We start from the raw sequence: 16,739 nt of genomic DNA on the forward strand, positions 1-16,739 counted from the left end.
TTTATTCCTCCTATGCTTTTGCTTTTGAAAGTAAATAGAGAAAATAAGGAACACCAATAATCGATAACACGATACCAACCGGAAGCTCAAGCGGTTGAAAAATGGTTTTTCCAATATAGTCAGAAAGTAAAACAAGCAGCATTCCGATTCCGCCACAAACAGGAATAACGCGTCTATGGTGAACGCCAACAAGCCTTCTTGCAATATGTGGAGACAAAAGGCCAACAAAAGCAATGCTTCCTGAGACAGCTACACATGCACTAACGATCCCAATACTTCCTAATAGTAAAAGTACCTTCTCTTTTTCAACTGAAACACCAAGGCTTTTAATACTTGATTCTTCAAGCTGGAAGAGGTCGAGCAAATGAGCTTTTCGATATAAAAGAGGGATAAGAATGAGTAGCCAAGGCACGACAGAGAGAACATATTGCCAGTTAGCATCGTAAATACTTCCGGAAAGCCAGACTGTTGCCATTTCAAAATCAGAGGAATTCATTTTAAGAGAAAGATAGAGAGAAAGAGCTCCAAACCCTGAGCTAATCGCAATCCCTGTTAAAATCAGCCTTCCTGTATCAATTCGTCCATTTTGCCATGAAAATATAAAAATTAAGAAAGCGGCTAAAAGGCCTCCACAAAGTCCAAAAATCGGCATAATCATGAGGGAAAAGAAGCCGGCATTAGCTATTTGGCCTTGAAAGAAAAACATAAATAGAACAATTGCTGTTCCAGCTCCTCCATTAATTCCAAGTACCCCTGAGTCTGCTAGTCCGTTGCGCGTTATTCCTTGAATAACGGCTCCTGCAATTCCTAATCCTAAACCAACTAATCCAGCAATTAAAATGCGTGGAAGTCTAAAATCAAATATAACAAGATCATATTTAGGATCCTCATTGATGCGTAAAAGCGTCTCTACTACGTTTCGCACCGTCATTTCGAACGCTCCGCTTGTTAAGCTAAAATACCCTGTTGTTAAGATTAATAGCAACAGAATGATAATTGTAAGCGTATAGCGCTGCCATGAATCTTTAGGCATTTTTTTCGCCCCCTTTCTTTTTCACAAGATATAGAAAGAAAGGAATGCCAATAAGGGATGTAACAACTCCAATAGGTGTTTCAAAAGGATAGTTTACAAAACGACTTATAACATCACAAAGAGCAAGAAAAACGGCCCCAATAGCTCCCGCACAAGGAATGAGCCACTTATAATCAATCCCAATTAAAAAACGGGTCATGTGAGGGATAATAAGACCAACAAAACCAATCTTTCCAACAAGTGCAACAGTTGTACCTGTTAAAATCACAACCGCTAAAATGGCTAGTGTTTTAATCAATCCTGTACGTTCTCCTAAATTAGTAGACACTTCATCACCTAGTGAAAGAATTGTAACAGATTTAGAGATAAAAAGAGCAAGGAAGATTCCGATAATCCCAGCTGGTACAGAAAGAGTTAAAACGTCCATATCGACATTATGAAGCTTCGCATTGTACCAAAAACTTATGTTTTGGGACACTTGAAAATAAGAGGCGATAGCAGAAGAGATGCCGCTTAAAAATGTTCCGATGACCGTTCCAATAATCGCGAGACGAATTGGAGACAAGCCATTTGGAACAAGAGACCCAAAACCAAGGACAAGTGCTGCACCAAGAGCAGATCCTGCGATTGAGTAAAGAATCATTGTTGTTGAACTTAAGTTTGGAGAGACAACCATCAAAATCGTAATTACAAAAGCAGATCCATCTGAAACCCCCATAATAGAAGGAGAGGCAAGGTAATTCCTTGTAATTCCTTGCATAAGTGCTCCTGATATGGCTAGAAAAGCCCCGACAAGCAGGGCTGCTAGCACTCTCGGCAAACGAGAGGTGAGAATAACATTGTGATCAACATTCGATGGGTCATAATGCATGAAAGCATTCCAAACGCTAAGGATACTAATGTCTTTTGCTCCATATAAAATGGATAATAGAATTGTAGCAATTATAAGAAATGGAGTGCTACATAAAATTAGAATAGGAATAGCGCTTGTTTTTTGCATATGTGAACGCACCTTACATTATTTTGTTAAGTCTTTCTTTGCTGCTTTTAAGAACTCTTGTTTACTATAAGCTGTTCCACCTTGTAAAAGAGGATCAACAGAATTTACAAATACTTTGTCATCTTGCACTGCTTTTATGCTTTTCCAAATTGGGTTTTTCTGAAGATCTTCTAATGCTTTTGGTGTTTTAGCATTCTCGCTATCTGCAAACTGAACAAAAAGGTAATCTGGATTAATATCTGCAAGTTTTTCAAGTGAAACAAGCTCTTGTGCTTTCACAGGCTTAATTTCTTCTGGTACTTTGATGCCGAAATCATTGTATAGAGAAGAGTTAAAATATACATCTTGTGGGTAAACATACAAGTTACCACCACGTACGCGTACAAGAAGTACTTTTTTATCTTTTACAGATCCACTAATATCTTCTTTTAACTGAGCTGCTTCTTTTTCATAGTCGCTAATAACCTTTTTCGCTTTGTCTGTTTTCCCTGCTAGCCCTCCTAAAAGAAGCAAGTTATCTTTCCAATTTGCTGAAACGTGAGAGTATGGAATTGTTGTAGCTACTTTATTTAGCTTTTCAGTCACGTTTTCAGGAGACTTTGATGTCCATAAAATAACGTCAGGATCAACATTGAGAAGCGTTTCTTCATCAGGCTGCATTTTTTCCCCAATGCCTGTAGCCCCATCTAAGTCTTTTGCTAAATATTCAGGTGTTTTCCCACCTACTGTAATCGTAGCTGCTGGCTTAATGCCAAGCACCGCAGAATCTTCCATAGATTCTAAGCTTGCTGCTGCAATTTTATCCACGTTAGCAGGGAGAGTGTACTCTTTTCCTAAATATTTGATTGTTTGTTCCTTTGTACTTGTTTCTTCTGCTTTTGAATCAGACTGCTGAGCTGTTTTTTCTGTGTTGCATGCAGCAAGTCCTAGTGTAAGTAAAGTAGACATTCCAATTAGAGCAATTTTCTTTTTCATGTTCTGAACCCCTTTTATATTTTTTTTATGTACAGCTAAAATAGCGTGTTCTCCTCTCTTAATCGTGATATTGATAATCATTATCATTATCAAATATAGCGAGAATTCGTCCAAAATTCAAGGAAGAATTTGAAAAAAATAAAAATAAAAAGCTTCTTTAGGTAACATGTTTAGGTCTTTATACTTAGAAAATAAAGGAAAAAGAAGTGTGGAAGAAGAGAAAAGTCTTTATATATAAGAGGGAATTTAAAAAATAAAATAGCTCTCGGCTTTTAAAGAAAAATAGTCGAAAAGTTGTTTTTTTTCTTTAAGAAGTTTGAGAGGGTTGACGGGAATAGTTGAGAAGTATTATCATTTGAACTGTTCAAACGATAGTGAAAATCATTATCAATTGATCGAGTGCTACTAAGACCATTTTTCAGCATAGAAGAGAAGGAAGTGAAGATATGGGTGAAGGAAAGCCTAGTGTTGCTCTTATAACAGGAGCAGCTCAAGGGATTGGGAAAGAAGTAGCAAGGAGATTTGCTCAGGAAGGATTCTTTGTAGCTTTATTAGATCGAAATGTTCGAAATCTTCGCGCTGTTGAAGAAAGTTTAAAAAGTGAACATTATCAGGCAAAAGCTTTTTCAGTAGATATTACAAAAAGCAAAGATGTTGAAGAAACAATTGATGATATTGAAAGGAATATAGGGCCTATTGAATGTTTAGCAAACGTTGCAGGCGTTCTTCGGATGGGAAAAGCAGTTGAACTTAGCGATGAGGATTGGGCCGAAACTTTTGCAGTCAATACAACAGGAGTATTTGTTATGTCTCGAACAGTGAGTCGCTATATGATCAATAGACGTCGTGGTTCTATCGTAACGGTTAGTTCAAATGCAGGTCATATGCCAAGAATAGATATGGCTGCTTATGCTTCATCAAAGGCAGCTGCAACAATGTTCACAAAATGCCTAGGATTAGAGCTTGCTCAGTTCGGAATTCGTTGTAACATTGTAGCTCCAGGATCAACGAACACGGAAATGCTGAAGTTGCTATGGCAAGACGAAAAAGGAGAAGAAAACGTTATTAAAGGTTCGCTTGAAACGTATAAAACGGGTATCCCTCTTCATAAAATAGCAACTCCGTCAGATATTGCAGAAGCCGTTTTATTCCTATCGTCTGACAAAGCCGGTCATATTACGATGAATAATTTGTGCGTCGATGGGGGCGCAACCCTAGGTGTGTAACCTTAAAAGGAGGAACAAAAGATGAAGCAAAGTGTAATGGAGGAAGCTACAAAACCATTGCTTGAACAGTATGAGAAAGGAGACTTTTTCTTTTCTTCACCAACAAAAACGTTACTCGGAAAGGGAAAAGTAAAAGAAGTCCCTTTTACAGAAAGAAACCAAATACCAAGCACAGTAAAAGAATTATTACATAATGCAAAACAACAAGGATATGAGAAGCCAATTGCTGTTGGAGCCATTCCATTTTTGCCGTCTCAACCGTCTAAGCTTATCATTCCTGAACATGTTCATATTGAGAAAACAGAAAAAGTGAACGAAAACGATTTTTCTAACGAGGACATTCAATATGAAGTACGCTCTTTTCCAAGCGGAGAAGAATATGAAGAGGGAGTAAAAGCGGGATTACAAAGTATCCGAGAGGGAGAAATCAACAAGATTGTTCTAGCTCGCTCCCTGTTAGTATCCGCTTCAAAAGCAATTAACGTACCAGAGCTTTTATATAAGCTTGCTTCAAAAAATCAGCATGGTTATACATTTGCCGCTAACGTTAGTGATGAGGTAGATAATAAAACGCTTGTAGGAGCAAGTCCTGAGCTCTTAATTGCCAAACATGGCAACCAAATTATTTCAAATCCTCTAGCAGGCTCAAGACCGCGAAGCAAAGATCCGATTGAAGATAAACGAAGAAGTGAAGAGCTTCTTTCTTCTGAAAAAGACTTATATGAACATGCGTTTGTTGTTCAAGAAATTGCTCGGGCACTTAAGCCATATTGTAAAAATCTACATGTACCAGAAAAACCAGAGCTGCTTCATACCGAAACAATGTGGCACTTATCAACAGAGATAACAGGAGAAGTAGTAGATGACAGCATTTCTTCGCTTGATCTTGCTCATGTGCTTCATCCAACACCTGCTGTATGCGGGACACCGACTGAGCAAGCTCGTCAGAAGATTCAGGATATTGAGCCATTTGACCGGAGCTTTTTCACTGGAACTGTAGGGTGGTGCGATGAGAATGGAGATGGAGAGTGGATTGTAACGATTCGTTGTGCTGAAGTACTAGAAGAATCTCTTCGTCTTTTCGCTGGTGCTGGAATTGTTGAAGGTTCCATTCCAAGCGAGGAGCGAGCTGAAACAGCAGCGAAGTTTAAAACAATGCTGCGAGCAATGGGGATTAATGAGGGGGAAAAAGAATGACGTCAGGATTTCCAACGTGGCCGGAAGAGCTTTTTCATTTTTATGAGAAAGAATGTTGGACAAACGAAACGTTTGGCAGCATGTTGAAAGACCGCGCTAAAACATATGGAGAAAAAATAGCTGTAAAAAGCAGCACAAAAGAGTTGAGCTATAGAGAATTAGATCAAAAAGCAGATGAGCTTGCCGCTGGATTTCAAAAGCTTGGATTGAAAAAGGGCGATAAAGTCGTCCTGCAGCTTCCAAATGAAGCAGAGTTCTTTGAAGTATGCTTTGCTTTATTCCGGTTAGGTGTTCTTCCTGTTTTTGCTTTGCCATCACACCGCTATAGTGAGATTCACTATTTTTGTGAGTTTGCAGAAGCTACTGCTTACATTATTTACGATAAGCACGGTGGATATGATTACCGTAAGCTTGCACGTGAAGTTCAAAAAGAGGCTTCTTCTTTAAAACACATCATTGTAGTAGGAGAAGCAGAAGAGTTCCTCTCACTTAGCGATGTGTATGAAAAAGAGGCTTCTTTTACAGGGGATGTTGGGCCAAATGACTTTGCTTTTCTCCAGCTATCAGGAGGAAGCACAGGACGCTCAAAACTGATTCCGAGAATGCATAATGACTATATTTATAGTTTGGTAAAAAGCAATGAAATTTGCGGAATGAATGAAGATAGCGTATATCTTACCGTTCTTCCTGTTGCGCATAACTATCCCTTAAGCTCACCAGGTGTACTTGGAACGCTATATGGGGGAGGGAAAGTTGTTCTTGCGAGAGATCCTAGCCCTGATGAAGCCTTTTCACTTATCGAAAAGGAAAACGTCACAATTACAGGTGTTGTTCCTCCTGTTGTGCTTATTTGGCTAGAAGCAAGAAAAACGAGAAATGAAGATTTATCAAGTTTACAAGTGATACAGGTTGGCGGTGCGAAGCTAAGCGCTGAGGCGGCAAAACGTATTTCTCCTGCATTTGGATGCACGCTTCAACAAGTGTATGGAATGGCAGAAGGTCTTGTAAACTATACGCGTCTTCATGATTCAGACGAACGGGTAATCTTCACCCAAGGAAAACCGATGTCAGAGTACGATGAAATTCGCATTGTAGACGAAAACGACCAAATCGTTGGAATCTCTGAAGTTGGTGAACTATTAACACGTGGTCCTTATACAATTCAAGGTTACTATAAAGGCGGTTCTCATAACGAGCGAGCATTTACAAAAGACGGATTTTACCGTACAGGTGACCTTGTCAAAGTAGATGAAGAGGGTTACATCACAGTAGAAGGACGCCATAAAGATCAAATTAATCGCGGCGGAGAGAAAATTGCGGCTGAAGAAGTAGAAAACCATCTGCTTGCACATGAGGATGTTTATGATGCGGCGATTGTTTCTATGCCAGATCCGTTTTTAGGAGAGCGTTCATGCGCTTACATTATCCCGCATCGTGAGGGAGTGAAAGCAGCGAGTCTTAAAAAGTTTCTAAAAGAGATCGGACTTGCGGCATTTAAAATTCCAGACCGAATTGAATTTGTCCAAAAGTTCCCGCAAACACCGCTTGGAAAAGTGGATAAAAAGAGTTTACGACAAATGATTGAAGAAAAGCTTAACCAACAAACTTTAGTATAAAAAAGGAGTGATTTTGATGGGTCTTCCATCTATTACATCATACACTATGCCAACTGAAAAAGATTTTCCAAAAAACAGAGTAAACTGGACGCCTGACGCAAGCCGTGCCGTCCTGCTTGTACATGATATGCAGGAATATTTCCTAAATTCTTTTGATAGAGAACAGTCGCCAGTTCCCGAGCTTGTAGAGCACATTGCTTTATTGAAAAAAACGTGCGATAACCTCGGTATACCTGTTGTTTATACAGCTCAGCCTGGAAACCAAGATCCTCGTGATCGTGCGCTGTTACAAGACTTTTGGGGAGAAGGATTGAAAGATGATCCAGAACAAACGTCGATTTTAAAAGAGCTTTCACCTTCAGAAAAGGATGTTGTGCTAACAAAGTGGAGATATAGTGCTTTTAAACGCACGGACTTGTTAGAAAGAATGAAAAAAGAAGGACGCGATCAGCTTATCATTTGCGGTGTTTATGCACATATTGGCTGCTTGATAACGGCAGGAGAAGCATTTATGGAAGATATCCAAACCTTTTTTGTTGGCGATGCACTCGGAGATTTTTCTTTAGAAAACCACAATATGGCACTGAAGTATGCTTCAGAACGATGCGCTTTTACATTATCAACAAACAATTTAATTCATCAGTTAGAAAGCAAAAATGGAATAGACGTAAAAGGAAAGGTAGCTTCTCTTCTTGAAATTTCCCAATCAGAAATCGATGACAATGACGATTTAACAGATCTAGGATTGGATTCTATTCGGATTATGAGTCTTGTCGAAGAATGGAGAAATCATAACGAAGAGATTACCTTCATGACGCTTGCAGAGCAACCAACGATAGCCGCATGGACGAAACTGCTTTCACAAGGCAAAGAAAAAACGTATGCAAAAGTAGAATGATTAGGGAGTTGATGAGATGAAGAAGAGTGAAAAAACGCGCTGGGCTCTGTCCGGCGCGCAATCTGGTATTTGGTTTGCGCAACAGTTAGACCCGAAGAATTCGATATACAACACAGGTGAATACATAGATCTTAATGTTGAGGTAGATGTTGCAAAGCTTCGAGAAGCAATTGAAATAGCTGTTTCAGAAGCCGATGCCCTGCACGTTTCTTATTCAGAGGATGAAAACGGACCTTTTCAACTCCTTGATGACTCAAAGCCTGTGAACGTCCATTACATAGATTTAAGTCATGAAGAAAATGCAGAAGAGAAAGCAAAGAAGTGGATGCGTGAAGACTTAGCTAAGCCTATTTCACTAGAGAAAGATCCTCTTTTTTTACAAGCTGTTTTTAAAATAGAGTCCAAGCGCTTCTTCTGGTATCAGCGCATTCACCATATTGCTATGGATGCATTTGGTTTTTCACTTATCACAAAAAGAGTAGCAAGCCTTTATACATCTCTTCTTAAGGGAGAGAAAGAGGCAGGAACTTTTTCTCCTTTCACCAACGTCTTAGAAGAAGACATAGCGTATCACCAATCAAAGAAGTTTTACGATGATGAGAGCTTTTGGATGAACTATTTTGAAGATAACCCTGATGTTGTGAGTTTAGGGGAAGAGGTTTCTAATCCTTCTTCAGATATTGTGCAACATACCGTATATTTGCCAAGCAACATTGTTAGAGAAGTAAAATCATCTTCTGTCTCAAGCAGAAACTGGCATGAAACGATTACAGCAGCTCTCGCGGTTTACATCCATCGTTTAACATCGACAAGAGACGTTGTACTATGTTTACCAATGATGAACAGATTAGGGTCTGCTGCTCTGAACGTTCCAACGATGGCTTTGAATCTTCTTCCTCTTCGTCTGCAGATTACTTCGAGCATGAATTTTTTAGACGTTGTCGAAGCTGTTTCAAGCGAGATGCGAAAAATACGTCCACACCGTCGCTACAGACATGAGGAGCTGCGAAGAAAGCTAGGTAAAGTCGGCGGGAATGAACGTATCTTTGGTCCACAAATTAATATTATGCCTTTTCAATATGCGCTGAATTTTGGAGGATATAAAGCTACTACACATAAGCTTGCAACAGGTCCAGTTGATGATATTACTTTTAACGTATACGACCAAGAAGATGAAAATGGTCTGCGTATTGATGTAGAAGGAAATGCTTCTATCTATACAAAAGAAGATATTGCCCTTCATAGCGAACGTTTCTTACAGCTCCTTCAAACGTTTATGAAAAGCCAAACATCTCTTACCGTTGGAAAAGTACCTCTTTTGCTTGAAAAAGAGCAAGCGCAGTTAGCGGAATATAACGATACCACTGCAGAGCTTCCACCTCAAACGCTAGTAGAACTCTTTGAACAAAGTGTAGAACAATATGAGGGAAGAACGGCTTTTTCAGACAGCTCTATTTCTCTTACATATAAAGAAGTAAATGAAAAAGTAAATCGACTTTCTCGTTTGCTAAGAGAGCACGGAGTAAAGAGCGAAGATTTTATTGGGATTATGATGGATCGATCGGTAGATATGGCTATTTCAATGCTTGCTGTATTAAAAGCAGGTGCCGCCTATGTTCCAATTGATCCAGAGTATCCAGCAGAAAGAATCTCTTACGTGCTTCAGGATGCAAATCCTTCGCTTGTTTTAACAGATGAGAAGTCTGCCCCTTCTTTAGATGATCAAACAGTAGATCGTTTTGTACTAGACGAAGAACATGTTCAGTATAAACTCGCCTCTTATGGGGACACTCGGGAAGAAACCGTTTTTGTTTCAGAGGAGTCTCCTGCTTATATGATTTATACCTCTGGTTCAACAGGAAATCCAAAAGGGGTTGTCATTTCAAGAAAGAGTTTAGTCAACTTCTTGCATGCTATGCAGCATGATGTCTCGATGAAAAAAGAGGATAAGTTGCTTGCTGTAACAACCATTTCGTTTGATATTTCAGCTCTTGAACTTTATCTTCCATTTTTAAGCGGCGCACAGTGTGTGATCGCGAAAAAGGAAGAAGTACAAGATCAAGCACAGCTTGCATCACTCCTACAAAAAGAAGCGGTAACGGTTATGCAAGCCACACCAACGTTATGGCGAGCCCTTCTTTCCTATAGTAGAGAAGCCGTACGAGGACTTCGCGTACTTGTCGGAGGAGAGGCATTATCAGGGGATCTCTTAGGACATTTCCGAGAACTAGATTGCGAAGTTACGAACTTTTATGGTCCAACTGAAACTACGATTTGGTCGTCTTCTGTCACATTCTCTAAAGATGGTAACGAGACACCAAACATTGGGAAACCGATCTTGAACACAACAATGTATGTGTTAGATAGCGCTTTACAGCCTGTCCCGTACGGTACGCTTGGTGAACTTTATATTGGGGGAGAAGGACTTGCTCATGGCTATTTTAATAGACCTTCTTTAACAAGCGAACGTTTTATTGCAAATCCTTTTGAACCTGGAACAAGAATGTATCGCACTGGTGATATTGTGCGATTTAGTAAAAATGGTTCACTTGAATATGTAAGCAGAGCGGATCATCAAATCAAAATGCGCGGCTTCCGAATTGAGCTGGGAGAAATTGAAAACGTGATTTCAGCTTATGAAACTGTATCTCATAGTACCGTTATTGTACGGAAAACAGATGCTGGCTCAGATCAGCTTGTTGCTTATATTGTTCCTCTAGAGGGAGAAGAAGTTGATACGCGAGCGTTGCGTCAGTACGTTAGTGAACAATTACCAGAATATATGGTCCCAGCTATCTTTATGACGATGAATAAGCTTCCGCAAACTCCAAATGGAAAAATTGATCGTAAGGCTCTACCAGAGCCAGACATTTCGATTCTAGAAGGAAGAGCGCCACGTACTCCTCAGGAGGAGATGCTAAGAGATTTATTTATCGATGTACTAGGGGTGACAAGCGTTGGCATTGACGATGATTTCTTCCATCTTGGAGGTCACTCTCTATTAGCCTCTGTTTTATTAATGCGTATTCGTAAGACGTTTGGTGTGGAAATTAGTTTACGCGCGCTTTTTGATCATCGTACAGTAGCCGAGCTTGCCGTTCTACTAGAAGAGGGAAAAGCAGCTCGACCACCTATTCAGAAAGTGAATTACAGTGGAGAAGTGCCACTCTCCTTTGCACAGCAGCGTTTATGGTTTCTTCATTATTTAGAAGGATGGAGTCCAACGTATAACATTCCAGTCGTTTCTAAAATGAAAGGAGAACTTGACGTTACGTCGCTAAAATCAGCAATTGGAGATGTAGTTGAACGACATGCTCCACTTCGCACTCTTTATAAAGAAAGAGAAGGAGTTCCTTATCAAGAAATAAGGGAGGAACGCTTGTTACCTTTGACAGTAAAGGAAGTAGAAGAATGTGAACTTGATGAGGAGCTTCAAGAGGCTATTCGCTATTCGTTCCGTCTCTCAGAAGAACCGCCGTTTCACGCTTATCTTTTTAGCCTAAATAAACAAGAACACGTACTGTTGCTGTTATTCCACCACATTTCTTGTGATGGATGGTCGCTTGCGCCAGTTATGAAAGATTTAGCGTTTGCATACAACGCTCGTTGTCAGCAAGAAACGCCTAGTTTTACGCCGCTACCTGTTCAATATAAGGACTATACGTTATGGCAGAAGAATTTTCTAGAAGGAGACCGAATTGAAGAACAACTTTCATTTTGGAAAAAAGAGTTGGCACAGTTGCCAGAGGAGCTCGAGCTTCCAACCGATTACCCACGACCAGTTCAGTCAAGCTATCAAGGTGGAACGGTTCCATTTTCAGTTGAAAGCAAGCTTCATCAAAAACTTAGTGCAATCGCAAAAGAAAATGGCACAAGCTTGTTTATGGTACTGCAAGCAGGACTTTCCGCTCTCTTCACGCGACTTGGAGGAGGAGAAGATATTGCTATTGGGTCACCTGTTGCAGGAAGAAATGACGATGCTTTAACAGAGCTTGTTGGTTTGTTCATTAATACACTTGTCCTTAGAACAGACACATCAGGAAACCCTACGTTCCGTGAATTGCTTGGACGCGTTCGCAAGGTGAACTTAGATGCATATGAGCATAGTGATATACCATTTGAGCGACTAGTAGAAGAATTAAATCCAACGCGTTCAAGATCAAAACACCCTTTGTTTCAAGTTATGCTGGCTCTACAAAATACGGCAGAACCTTCTCTCGCGCTTAAGGGAACAGAAGCAGAAGTGGAAATGCCTAATGTGGGAGCTTCAAAGTTTGATTTAACAATTGAGCTGCGCGAGCAGTATGACAAAAACGGAAGTGAGCAAGGAATTCACGGCTTTTTAGAGTATAGCAAAGATCTGTTTACAGAAGAGAGTGCCATAAAAATGGTCGAAAGATGGTGCAAACTTTTAGAAGAAGCCGTAGATCATCAAGATGAGCACATTTCCTTCTTAGATATCTTAACAGAGGAAGAAAAAACAAAACTAGTAAAACAACCAAGCATCGCTACACAAGACAGTCCGACTACAATTGCTCAATTATTTGAAGAGAAAGCACGTCTCTATCGTGACAATATTGCGCTTGTGTTCGACGAAAATTATTTAACTTATGGAGAACTGAATGAACGAGCAAATAGACTTTCACGCTCTCTTATTGAAAAAGGAGTCGGTCCTGAAGACTTTATTGCTTTAAGTTTACCAAGATCTGTAGAGATGATTGTCAGTATTTTAGCCGTATTAAAAACAGGTGCTGCTTATGTTCCGCTTGATCCAACATATCCAAGTGACAGATTAGAGTTTATCTTGCAAGATACAAAGCCTTCAGGTCTTCTCACATTGTCTAACAGCACGATTACGATTCCCGCTGAGGATGGATTCACGCTTTATTTAGACAGAGAAGATGTTAGCTCTTATTCTTCTTATAATGTGAAAGATAAAGAACGACTTTCTTCATTGGAAAGGAATCATCCTGCTTACGTTATTTATACATCAGGTTCGACTGGAAAACCAAAGGGAGTTGTGATTCCACATCACAATGTGATCAGACTATTAGACTCAACAGAAGAATGGTTCCATTTTGACGAGCATGACACTTGGACGATGTTCCACTCCTATGCTTTCGATTTTTCCGTATGGGAGATATGGGGAGCGCTTCTTAGAGGAGGAAGGCTTGTTATTGTACCACATACTGTAAGTCGATCTCCAAAAGAGTTTCTTCAGTTGCTTGTACGTGAGGGTGTCACGGTTCTGAATCAAACGCCTTCTGCTTTCTATCAATTTATGAGGGAAGAAAGAGAGAATGAGAACCTAAGAGAAGAATTGAAGCTTCGATTTATTATATTTGGCGGTGAAGCTCTCGATCTCTCGCGTCTAGAAGAGTGGTATAGCCGTCATGAGGAAAATAGGCCAACGCTTATTAATATGTATGGAATTACCGAAACGACCGTGCATGTAAGTTTCCTAGAATTAGGTCTTGAAAGCATTTCTTATCATGGAAATAGCTTAATTGGTGAAAATATAAAAGATTTAGGGATCTATGTTTTAGATGATTACCTGCGTCCTGTTGCTCCAGGCGTTATTGGTGAAATGTACGTAAGTGGAGAGGGACTTGCAAGGGGTTATTTAAATCGTCCAGGGTTAACTGCAGAGCGATTTGTAGCTAATCCATATGGCAAAGAAGGTTCTCGCATGTACCGAACAGGAGATAAAGCCAGGTACCGTCACGATGGAACGCTGGACTATATAGGGAGAGCGGATCATCAAGTGAAAATTCGCGGTTTCCGAATTGAGCTTGGCGAGATTCAATCTGTATTGCTTCAGTCCGAGTTTGTTGAAAGTGCCGCTGTTGTTGTTGGAGGAGAAGAAATTTCAATGCAAAAGCTAATTGCTTACTATATCCCTGCTTCTAATGGAGAAGGAAAAGAAGAAGAAATTCGCACTCACGTAAGAAATCACCTTCCTGATTATATGATTCCAACGGCTTTCATTGAGATGGAAGAGTTTCCGCTTACGGTGAATGGAAAACTTGATGTCAAAAAGCTTCCGCTTCCGGACTTTAACTACAAAGGAGAAGGAGATTATCCACGTACGCCGAAAGAAGAGTTGCTCTGCGATATCTTTACGCGCGTCCTTCAGTTAGAACGTGTTGGCATTCATGATAATTTCTTCAACCTAGGAGGGCATTCACTTCTAGCTGTTGAGCTTATTTCAAAAATTAGAGATGCCCTTGGTGTGGAATTAAATATTGGACATTTATTTGAAGCCCCAACCGTTTCAGGGCTTGCAAGACAGATTGATGAAGGTGGAGAAGAGAACTCTCTCAACGTTCTTTTACCTCTTCGAAAAAGTGGCCAGCGCAATCCTGTTTTCTGCGTACACCCTGCTGGAGGATTAAGCTGGTGCTATGCGGGACTTATGACAGCTTTATCTGCTGATTATCCAATCTATGGACTGCAGGCACGAGGAATTTCAGAAGATAATGCATTCCCACGTACGCTTGATGAAATGGCAGAAGACTACGTAAACGAAATCCGCACCGTTCAACCTCATGGGCCATATCATCTTATTGGTTGGTCACTCGGCGGGAACGTTGTGCATGCCATGGCTACAAGACTTCAACGTGAAGGAGAAGAAGTACGTCTGCTTGCTTTGCTTGATGCATATCCAAGTCATTTCTTACCATTAAAAGGCGGGCCTGATGAAGAAGAAGCTCTTATCGCTCTTTTAGCGCTCGGGGGATATGATCCAGACCATTTTGGAGAAAACGAACCGCTCACAATGGAAAGCGCCATTAACATACTGAAAAAAGATGGAAGTGCATTAGCAAGCCTTAGTGACGAAACAATTGTACGCTTGAAGGAAACGTACCGAAACTCGGTTCGTATTTTAGGAGAGTATAAGCCACAGTCCTTTAAAGGAAATCTTATGTTCTTTAGATCAACGATTATTCCAGAATGGTTTGATCCTATTTCACCAGATGCATGGAAGACGTATTTAGATGGAGAAATTGAGCAGTATGACATCGATTGTCGTCATAAAGATATGTGTCAGCCGAAGCCTCTCGCTGAAATAGGCGAGCTTTTAGCACAAGCGCTTGAAAGAATTGAAAATGAAGGAGAGAAAACGCATGTCAAATCCATTTGAACGTGATGATGAACTGTACGTTGTATTACTAAATAAAGAAGGACAGTATTCTTTATGGCCTGCTTTTCTAGATATTCCGCTTGGTTGGGAAATTTCTTACCGAGAAGACACGAGAGAAAAGTGCTTAGCTTATATTAATGAAGAGTGGACAGATATGCGTCCACTCTCGTTAAAAGAATCTTTAGCAAGCGGAGTTTTAAAATGAGAAAAGAGCTTCATCCAAAAACAGTCATAAGCATTATTTATGTAACAGCAATGTTTATGGCTGCCATGGATGGCACGATTGTGAATGTAGCGTTATCAACGATAAGCAGAGAGTTCGGTATTTCCCCGTCTGCGACAAGTTCTTTGAATATAAGCTATATTACGAGTCTTGCGGTTATTTTGCCTCTTTCAGGATGGCTTGGAGACCGGTTCGGGACAAAGCGGATTTTTATTCTTGCGCTGAGTTTGTTTACAGGGGCGTCCATTCTTTGTGGACTTTCAAATAGTTTAGGTGCTCTAAATGTTTCTCGTATTCTCCAAGGGATTGGAGGAGGGCTTTTAACACCTGTTGGAATGGCCATGCTTTTTCGAACTTTTTCAAAGGAAGAACGAGCGAGAGCATCTCGCTCGCTTTTGCTTCCAATTGCCGTTGCGCCTGCCATTGGTCCTGTTGTTGGTGGGTTACTCGTTGACATGGCCTCATGGAGATGGATTTTTTATATTAATGTACCTTTTGGCCTTTTTACGATTATCTTTGCACTTCTTTTCTTGAAGGAGCATAAGGAACAAAAAGCAGGTAAATTCGATGCTCTTGGCTTCTTACTAAGCGCACCTGGTTTATGTTTTTTACTTTATGCCCTTATTGAAGCTCCGAGTGAAGGTCTTTCCCCTGTGGTTCTAATAACAGGAATTGCTGGCCTTGTTTTATTAACATTCTTTGTTCTTTTGGAATTGAAAATCGAGCAGCCTATGCTTTTTCTCCGCCTTCTTGCTGAAGACAATTTTAAGAAAATGTGTATGATTTCTTTTTTAGCTTCTGGCGGACTGCTTGGAATGCTGTACGTTTTTCCTCTCATGTATCAAAGTGCGCTTGGAGCTTCTGCGCTTGAAAGTGGGCTTGTCCTTTTTCCAGAAGCATTGGGACTTATGCTTGCATCAAGACTTGTTCCTTTTTCAAACAAAAAGTGGGGAGCCAAAAACGTCATTTCCACAGGTCTTTTAGTTGCTGCTCTTCTTTTTGTTTTATTAAGTTTTGCAGGATCAATCGCTAATCCATGGGTGTTTCGTATCATCTTATTTGGTATAGGAGTTTCACTTGGACATGCTGTTGTAACTGTGCAGTTTACTTCTTTTGCGAATGTTTCTTCTTCTTCAATGGGGCGGGCTACAACACTTTTTCAAGTGCAAAATCGATTAGGCTCTTCCCTTGGGTTAGCGGTACTTGCAGGAATTATTGCCCTATTCCAATTTGGATCGTCGTCAAGAGAAAGTTTACTTCCTTATCAAGCCTCATTAGGAGGAGCGGCTCTTATTTTATTTATCGCTTTTTTAGTTTCCTTAACAGTAGGAGCACGAGAAAAGACTACAGTAAAGCATAAAAAAGGAGCAGAACTTGCTCAAATTAAAAAGTAAAAAAAGAGGAGAATCTTCTCCTCTTTTTCACAT

Annotated in this window: 10 protein-coding genes; 7 read left to right on the plus strand and 3 right to left on the minus strand. The window is 40.2% G+C overall.

Annotation, left to right across the window (positions count from 1 at the left end; genetic code table 11):
* Positions 1-10: 10 nt before the first annotated feature.
* The 3 genes from BM012_RS12750 to BM012_RS12760 are packed head-to-tail and all read right to left on the minus strand — an operon-like array spanning position 11 to position 3,008.
* A complete protein-coding gene (locus BM012_RS12750; RefSeq protein ID WP_061805322.1) occupies positions 11-1,033 on the minus strand; it encodes a FecCD family ABC transporter permease in 1,023 nt (340 codons plus the stop codon).
* The gene (locus BM012_RS12755) at positions 1,026-2,033 is read right to left on the minus strand and encodes a FecCD family ABC transporter permease (RefSeq protein WP_061805323.1); all 1,008 of its coding nucleotides are present in this window, start codon (positions 2,031-2,033) and stop codon (positions 1,026-1,028) included. Before BM012_RS12755 ends, BM012_RS12750 begins: the two co-directional genes overlap by 8 nt.
* Before the next feature lie 18 nt (positions 2,034-2,051).
* Positions 2,052-3,008: an ABC transporter substrate-binding protein gene (locus tag BM012_RS12760; RefSeq protein WP_061805324.1), complete on the minus strand. Its 957-nt coding sequence runs from the start codon at positions 3,006-3,008 to the stop codon at positions 2,052-2,054.
* Between the two features lie 446 nt (positions 3,009-3,454).
* Between BM012_RS12760 and BM012_RS12765 the strand changes: the two genes are divergently transcribed.
* From BM012_RS12765 to BM012_RS12795, 7 genes are read left to right on the plus strand one after another with little or no spacing between them, the layout of a single operon-like run.
* Positions 3,455-4,234, plus strand: coding sequence for a 2,3-dihydro-2,3-dihydroxybenzoate dehydrogenase (locus BM012_RS12765; protein WP_061805325.1), 780 nt, complete (start codon positions 3,455-3,457; stop codon positions 4,232-4,234).
* Positions 4,235-4,255: 21 nt separating this feature from the next.
* Positions 4,256-5,431 (plus strand): isochorismate synthase DhbC, encoded by a 1,176-nt coding sequence (gene dhbC, locus BM012_RS12770; RefSeq protein WP_061805326.1) that lies wholly within the window; start codon positions 4,256-4,258, stop codon positions 5,429-5,431.
* Positions 5,428-7,047, plus strand: a complete 1,620-nt coding sequence (locus tag BM012_RS12775; RefSeq protein WP_061805327.1) for a (2,3-dihydroxybenzoyl)adenylate synthase — start codon at positions 5,428-5,430, stop codon at positions 7,045-7,047. The genes dhbC and BM012_RS12775 overlap by 4 nt, the downstream gene beginning before the upstream one ends.
* A gap of 16 nt (positions 7,048-7,063) precedes the next feature.
* Positions 7,064-7,945 carry an isochorismatase gene (locus BM012_RS12780; RefSeq protein WP_061805328.1) on the plus strand — a complete coding sequence of 294 codons (882 nt, stop codon included), beginning with the start codon at positions 7,064-7,066 and terminating at the stop codon, positions 7,943-7,945.
* Positions 7,946-7,961: 16 nt separating this feature from the next.
* Entirely contained in the window at positions 7,962-15,089 is a 7,128-nt protein-coding gene (locus BM012_RS12785) for an amino acid adenylation domain-containing protein (protein ID WP_061805329.1), read from the plus strand.
* On the plus strand, positions 15,073-15,294 hold the full coding sequence (locus BM012_RS12790; RefSeq protein WP_061805330.1) for an MbtH family protein: 222 nt from the start codon (positions 15,073-15,075) through the stop codon (positions 15,292-15,294). The genes BM012_RS12785 and BM012_RS12790 overlap by 17 nt, the downstream gene beginning before the upstream one ends.
* Positions 15,291-16,706: an MDR family MFS transporter gene (locus BM012_RS12795; protein ID WP_061805331.1), complete on the plus strand. Its 1,416-nt coding sequence runs from the start codon at positions 15,291-15,293 to the stop codon at positions 16,704-16,706. Before BM012_RS12790 ends, BM012_RS12795 begins: the two co-directional genes overlap by 4 nt.
* Positions 16,707-16,739 lie beyond the last annotated feature (33 nt).

Origin of the sequence: Priestia endophytica DSM 13796 (genome assembly GCF_900115845.1) — a bacterium.
In the GTDB taxonomy this organism is placed as follows: Bacteria; Bacillota; Bacilli; order Bacillales; family Bacillaceae_H; genus Bacillus_I; species Bacillus_I endophytica.

What these genes read in the sequence shown, in the direction of transcription:
- BM012_RS12755 (WP_061805323.1), bottom strand. Translation starts at nt 2,033, where the DNA reads ATGCAAAAAACAAGCGCTATTCCTATTCTAATTTTATGTAGCACTCCA.
- BM012_RS12780 (WP_061805328.1), top strand. Translation starts at nt 7,064, where the DNA reads ATGGGTCTTCCATCTATTACATCATACACTATGCCAACTGAAAAAGAT.
- BM012_RS12750 (WP_061805322.1), bottom strand. Translation starts at nt 1,033, where the DNA reads ATGCCTAAAGATTCATGGCAGCGCTATACGCTTACAATTATCATTCTG.
- BM012_RS12775 (WP_061805327.1), top strand. Translation starts at nt 5,428, where the DNA reads ATGACGTCAGGATTTCCAACGTGGCCGGAAGAGCTTTTTCATTTTTAT.
- BM012_RS12795 (WP_061805331.1), top strand. Translation starts at nt 15,291, where the DNA reads ATGAGAAAAGAGCTTCATCCAAAAACAGTCATAAGCATTATTTATGTA.
- dhbC (WP_061805326.1), top strand. Translation starts at nt 4,256, where the DNA reads ATGAAGCAAAGTGTAATGGAGGAAGCTACAAAACCATTGCTTGAACAG.
- BM012_RS12765 (WP_061805325.1), top strand. Translation starts at nt 3,455, where the DNA reads ATGGGTGAAGGAAAGCCTAGTGTTGCTCTTATAACAGGAGCAGCTCAA.
- BM012_RS12785 (WP_061805329.1), top strand. Translation starts at nt 7,962, where the DNA reads ATGAAGAAGAGTGAAAAAACGCGCTGGGCTCTGTCCGGCGCGCAATCT.
- BM012_RS12760 (WP_061805324.1), bottom strand. Translation starts at nt 3,008, where the DNA reads ATGAAAAAGAAAATTGCTCTAATTGGAATGTCTACTTTACTTACACTA.
- BM012_RS12790 (WP_061805330.1), top strand. Translation starts at nt 15,073, where the DNA reads ATGTCAAATCCATTTGAACGTGATGATGAACTGTACGTTGTATTACTA.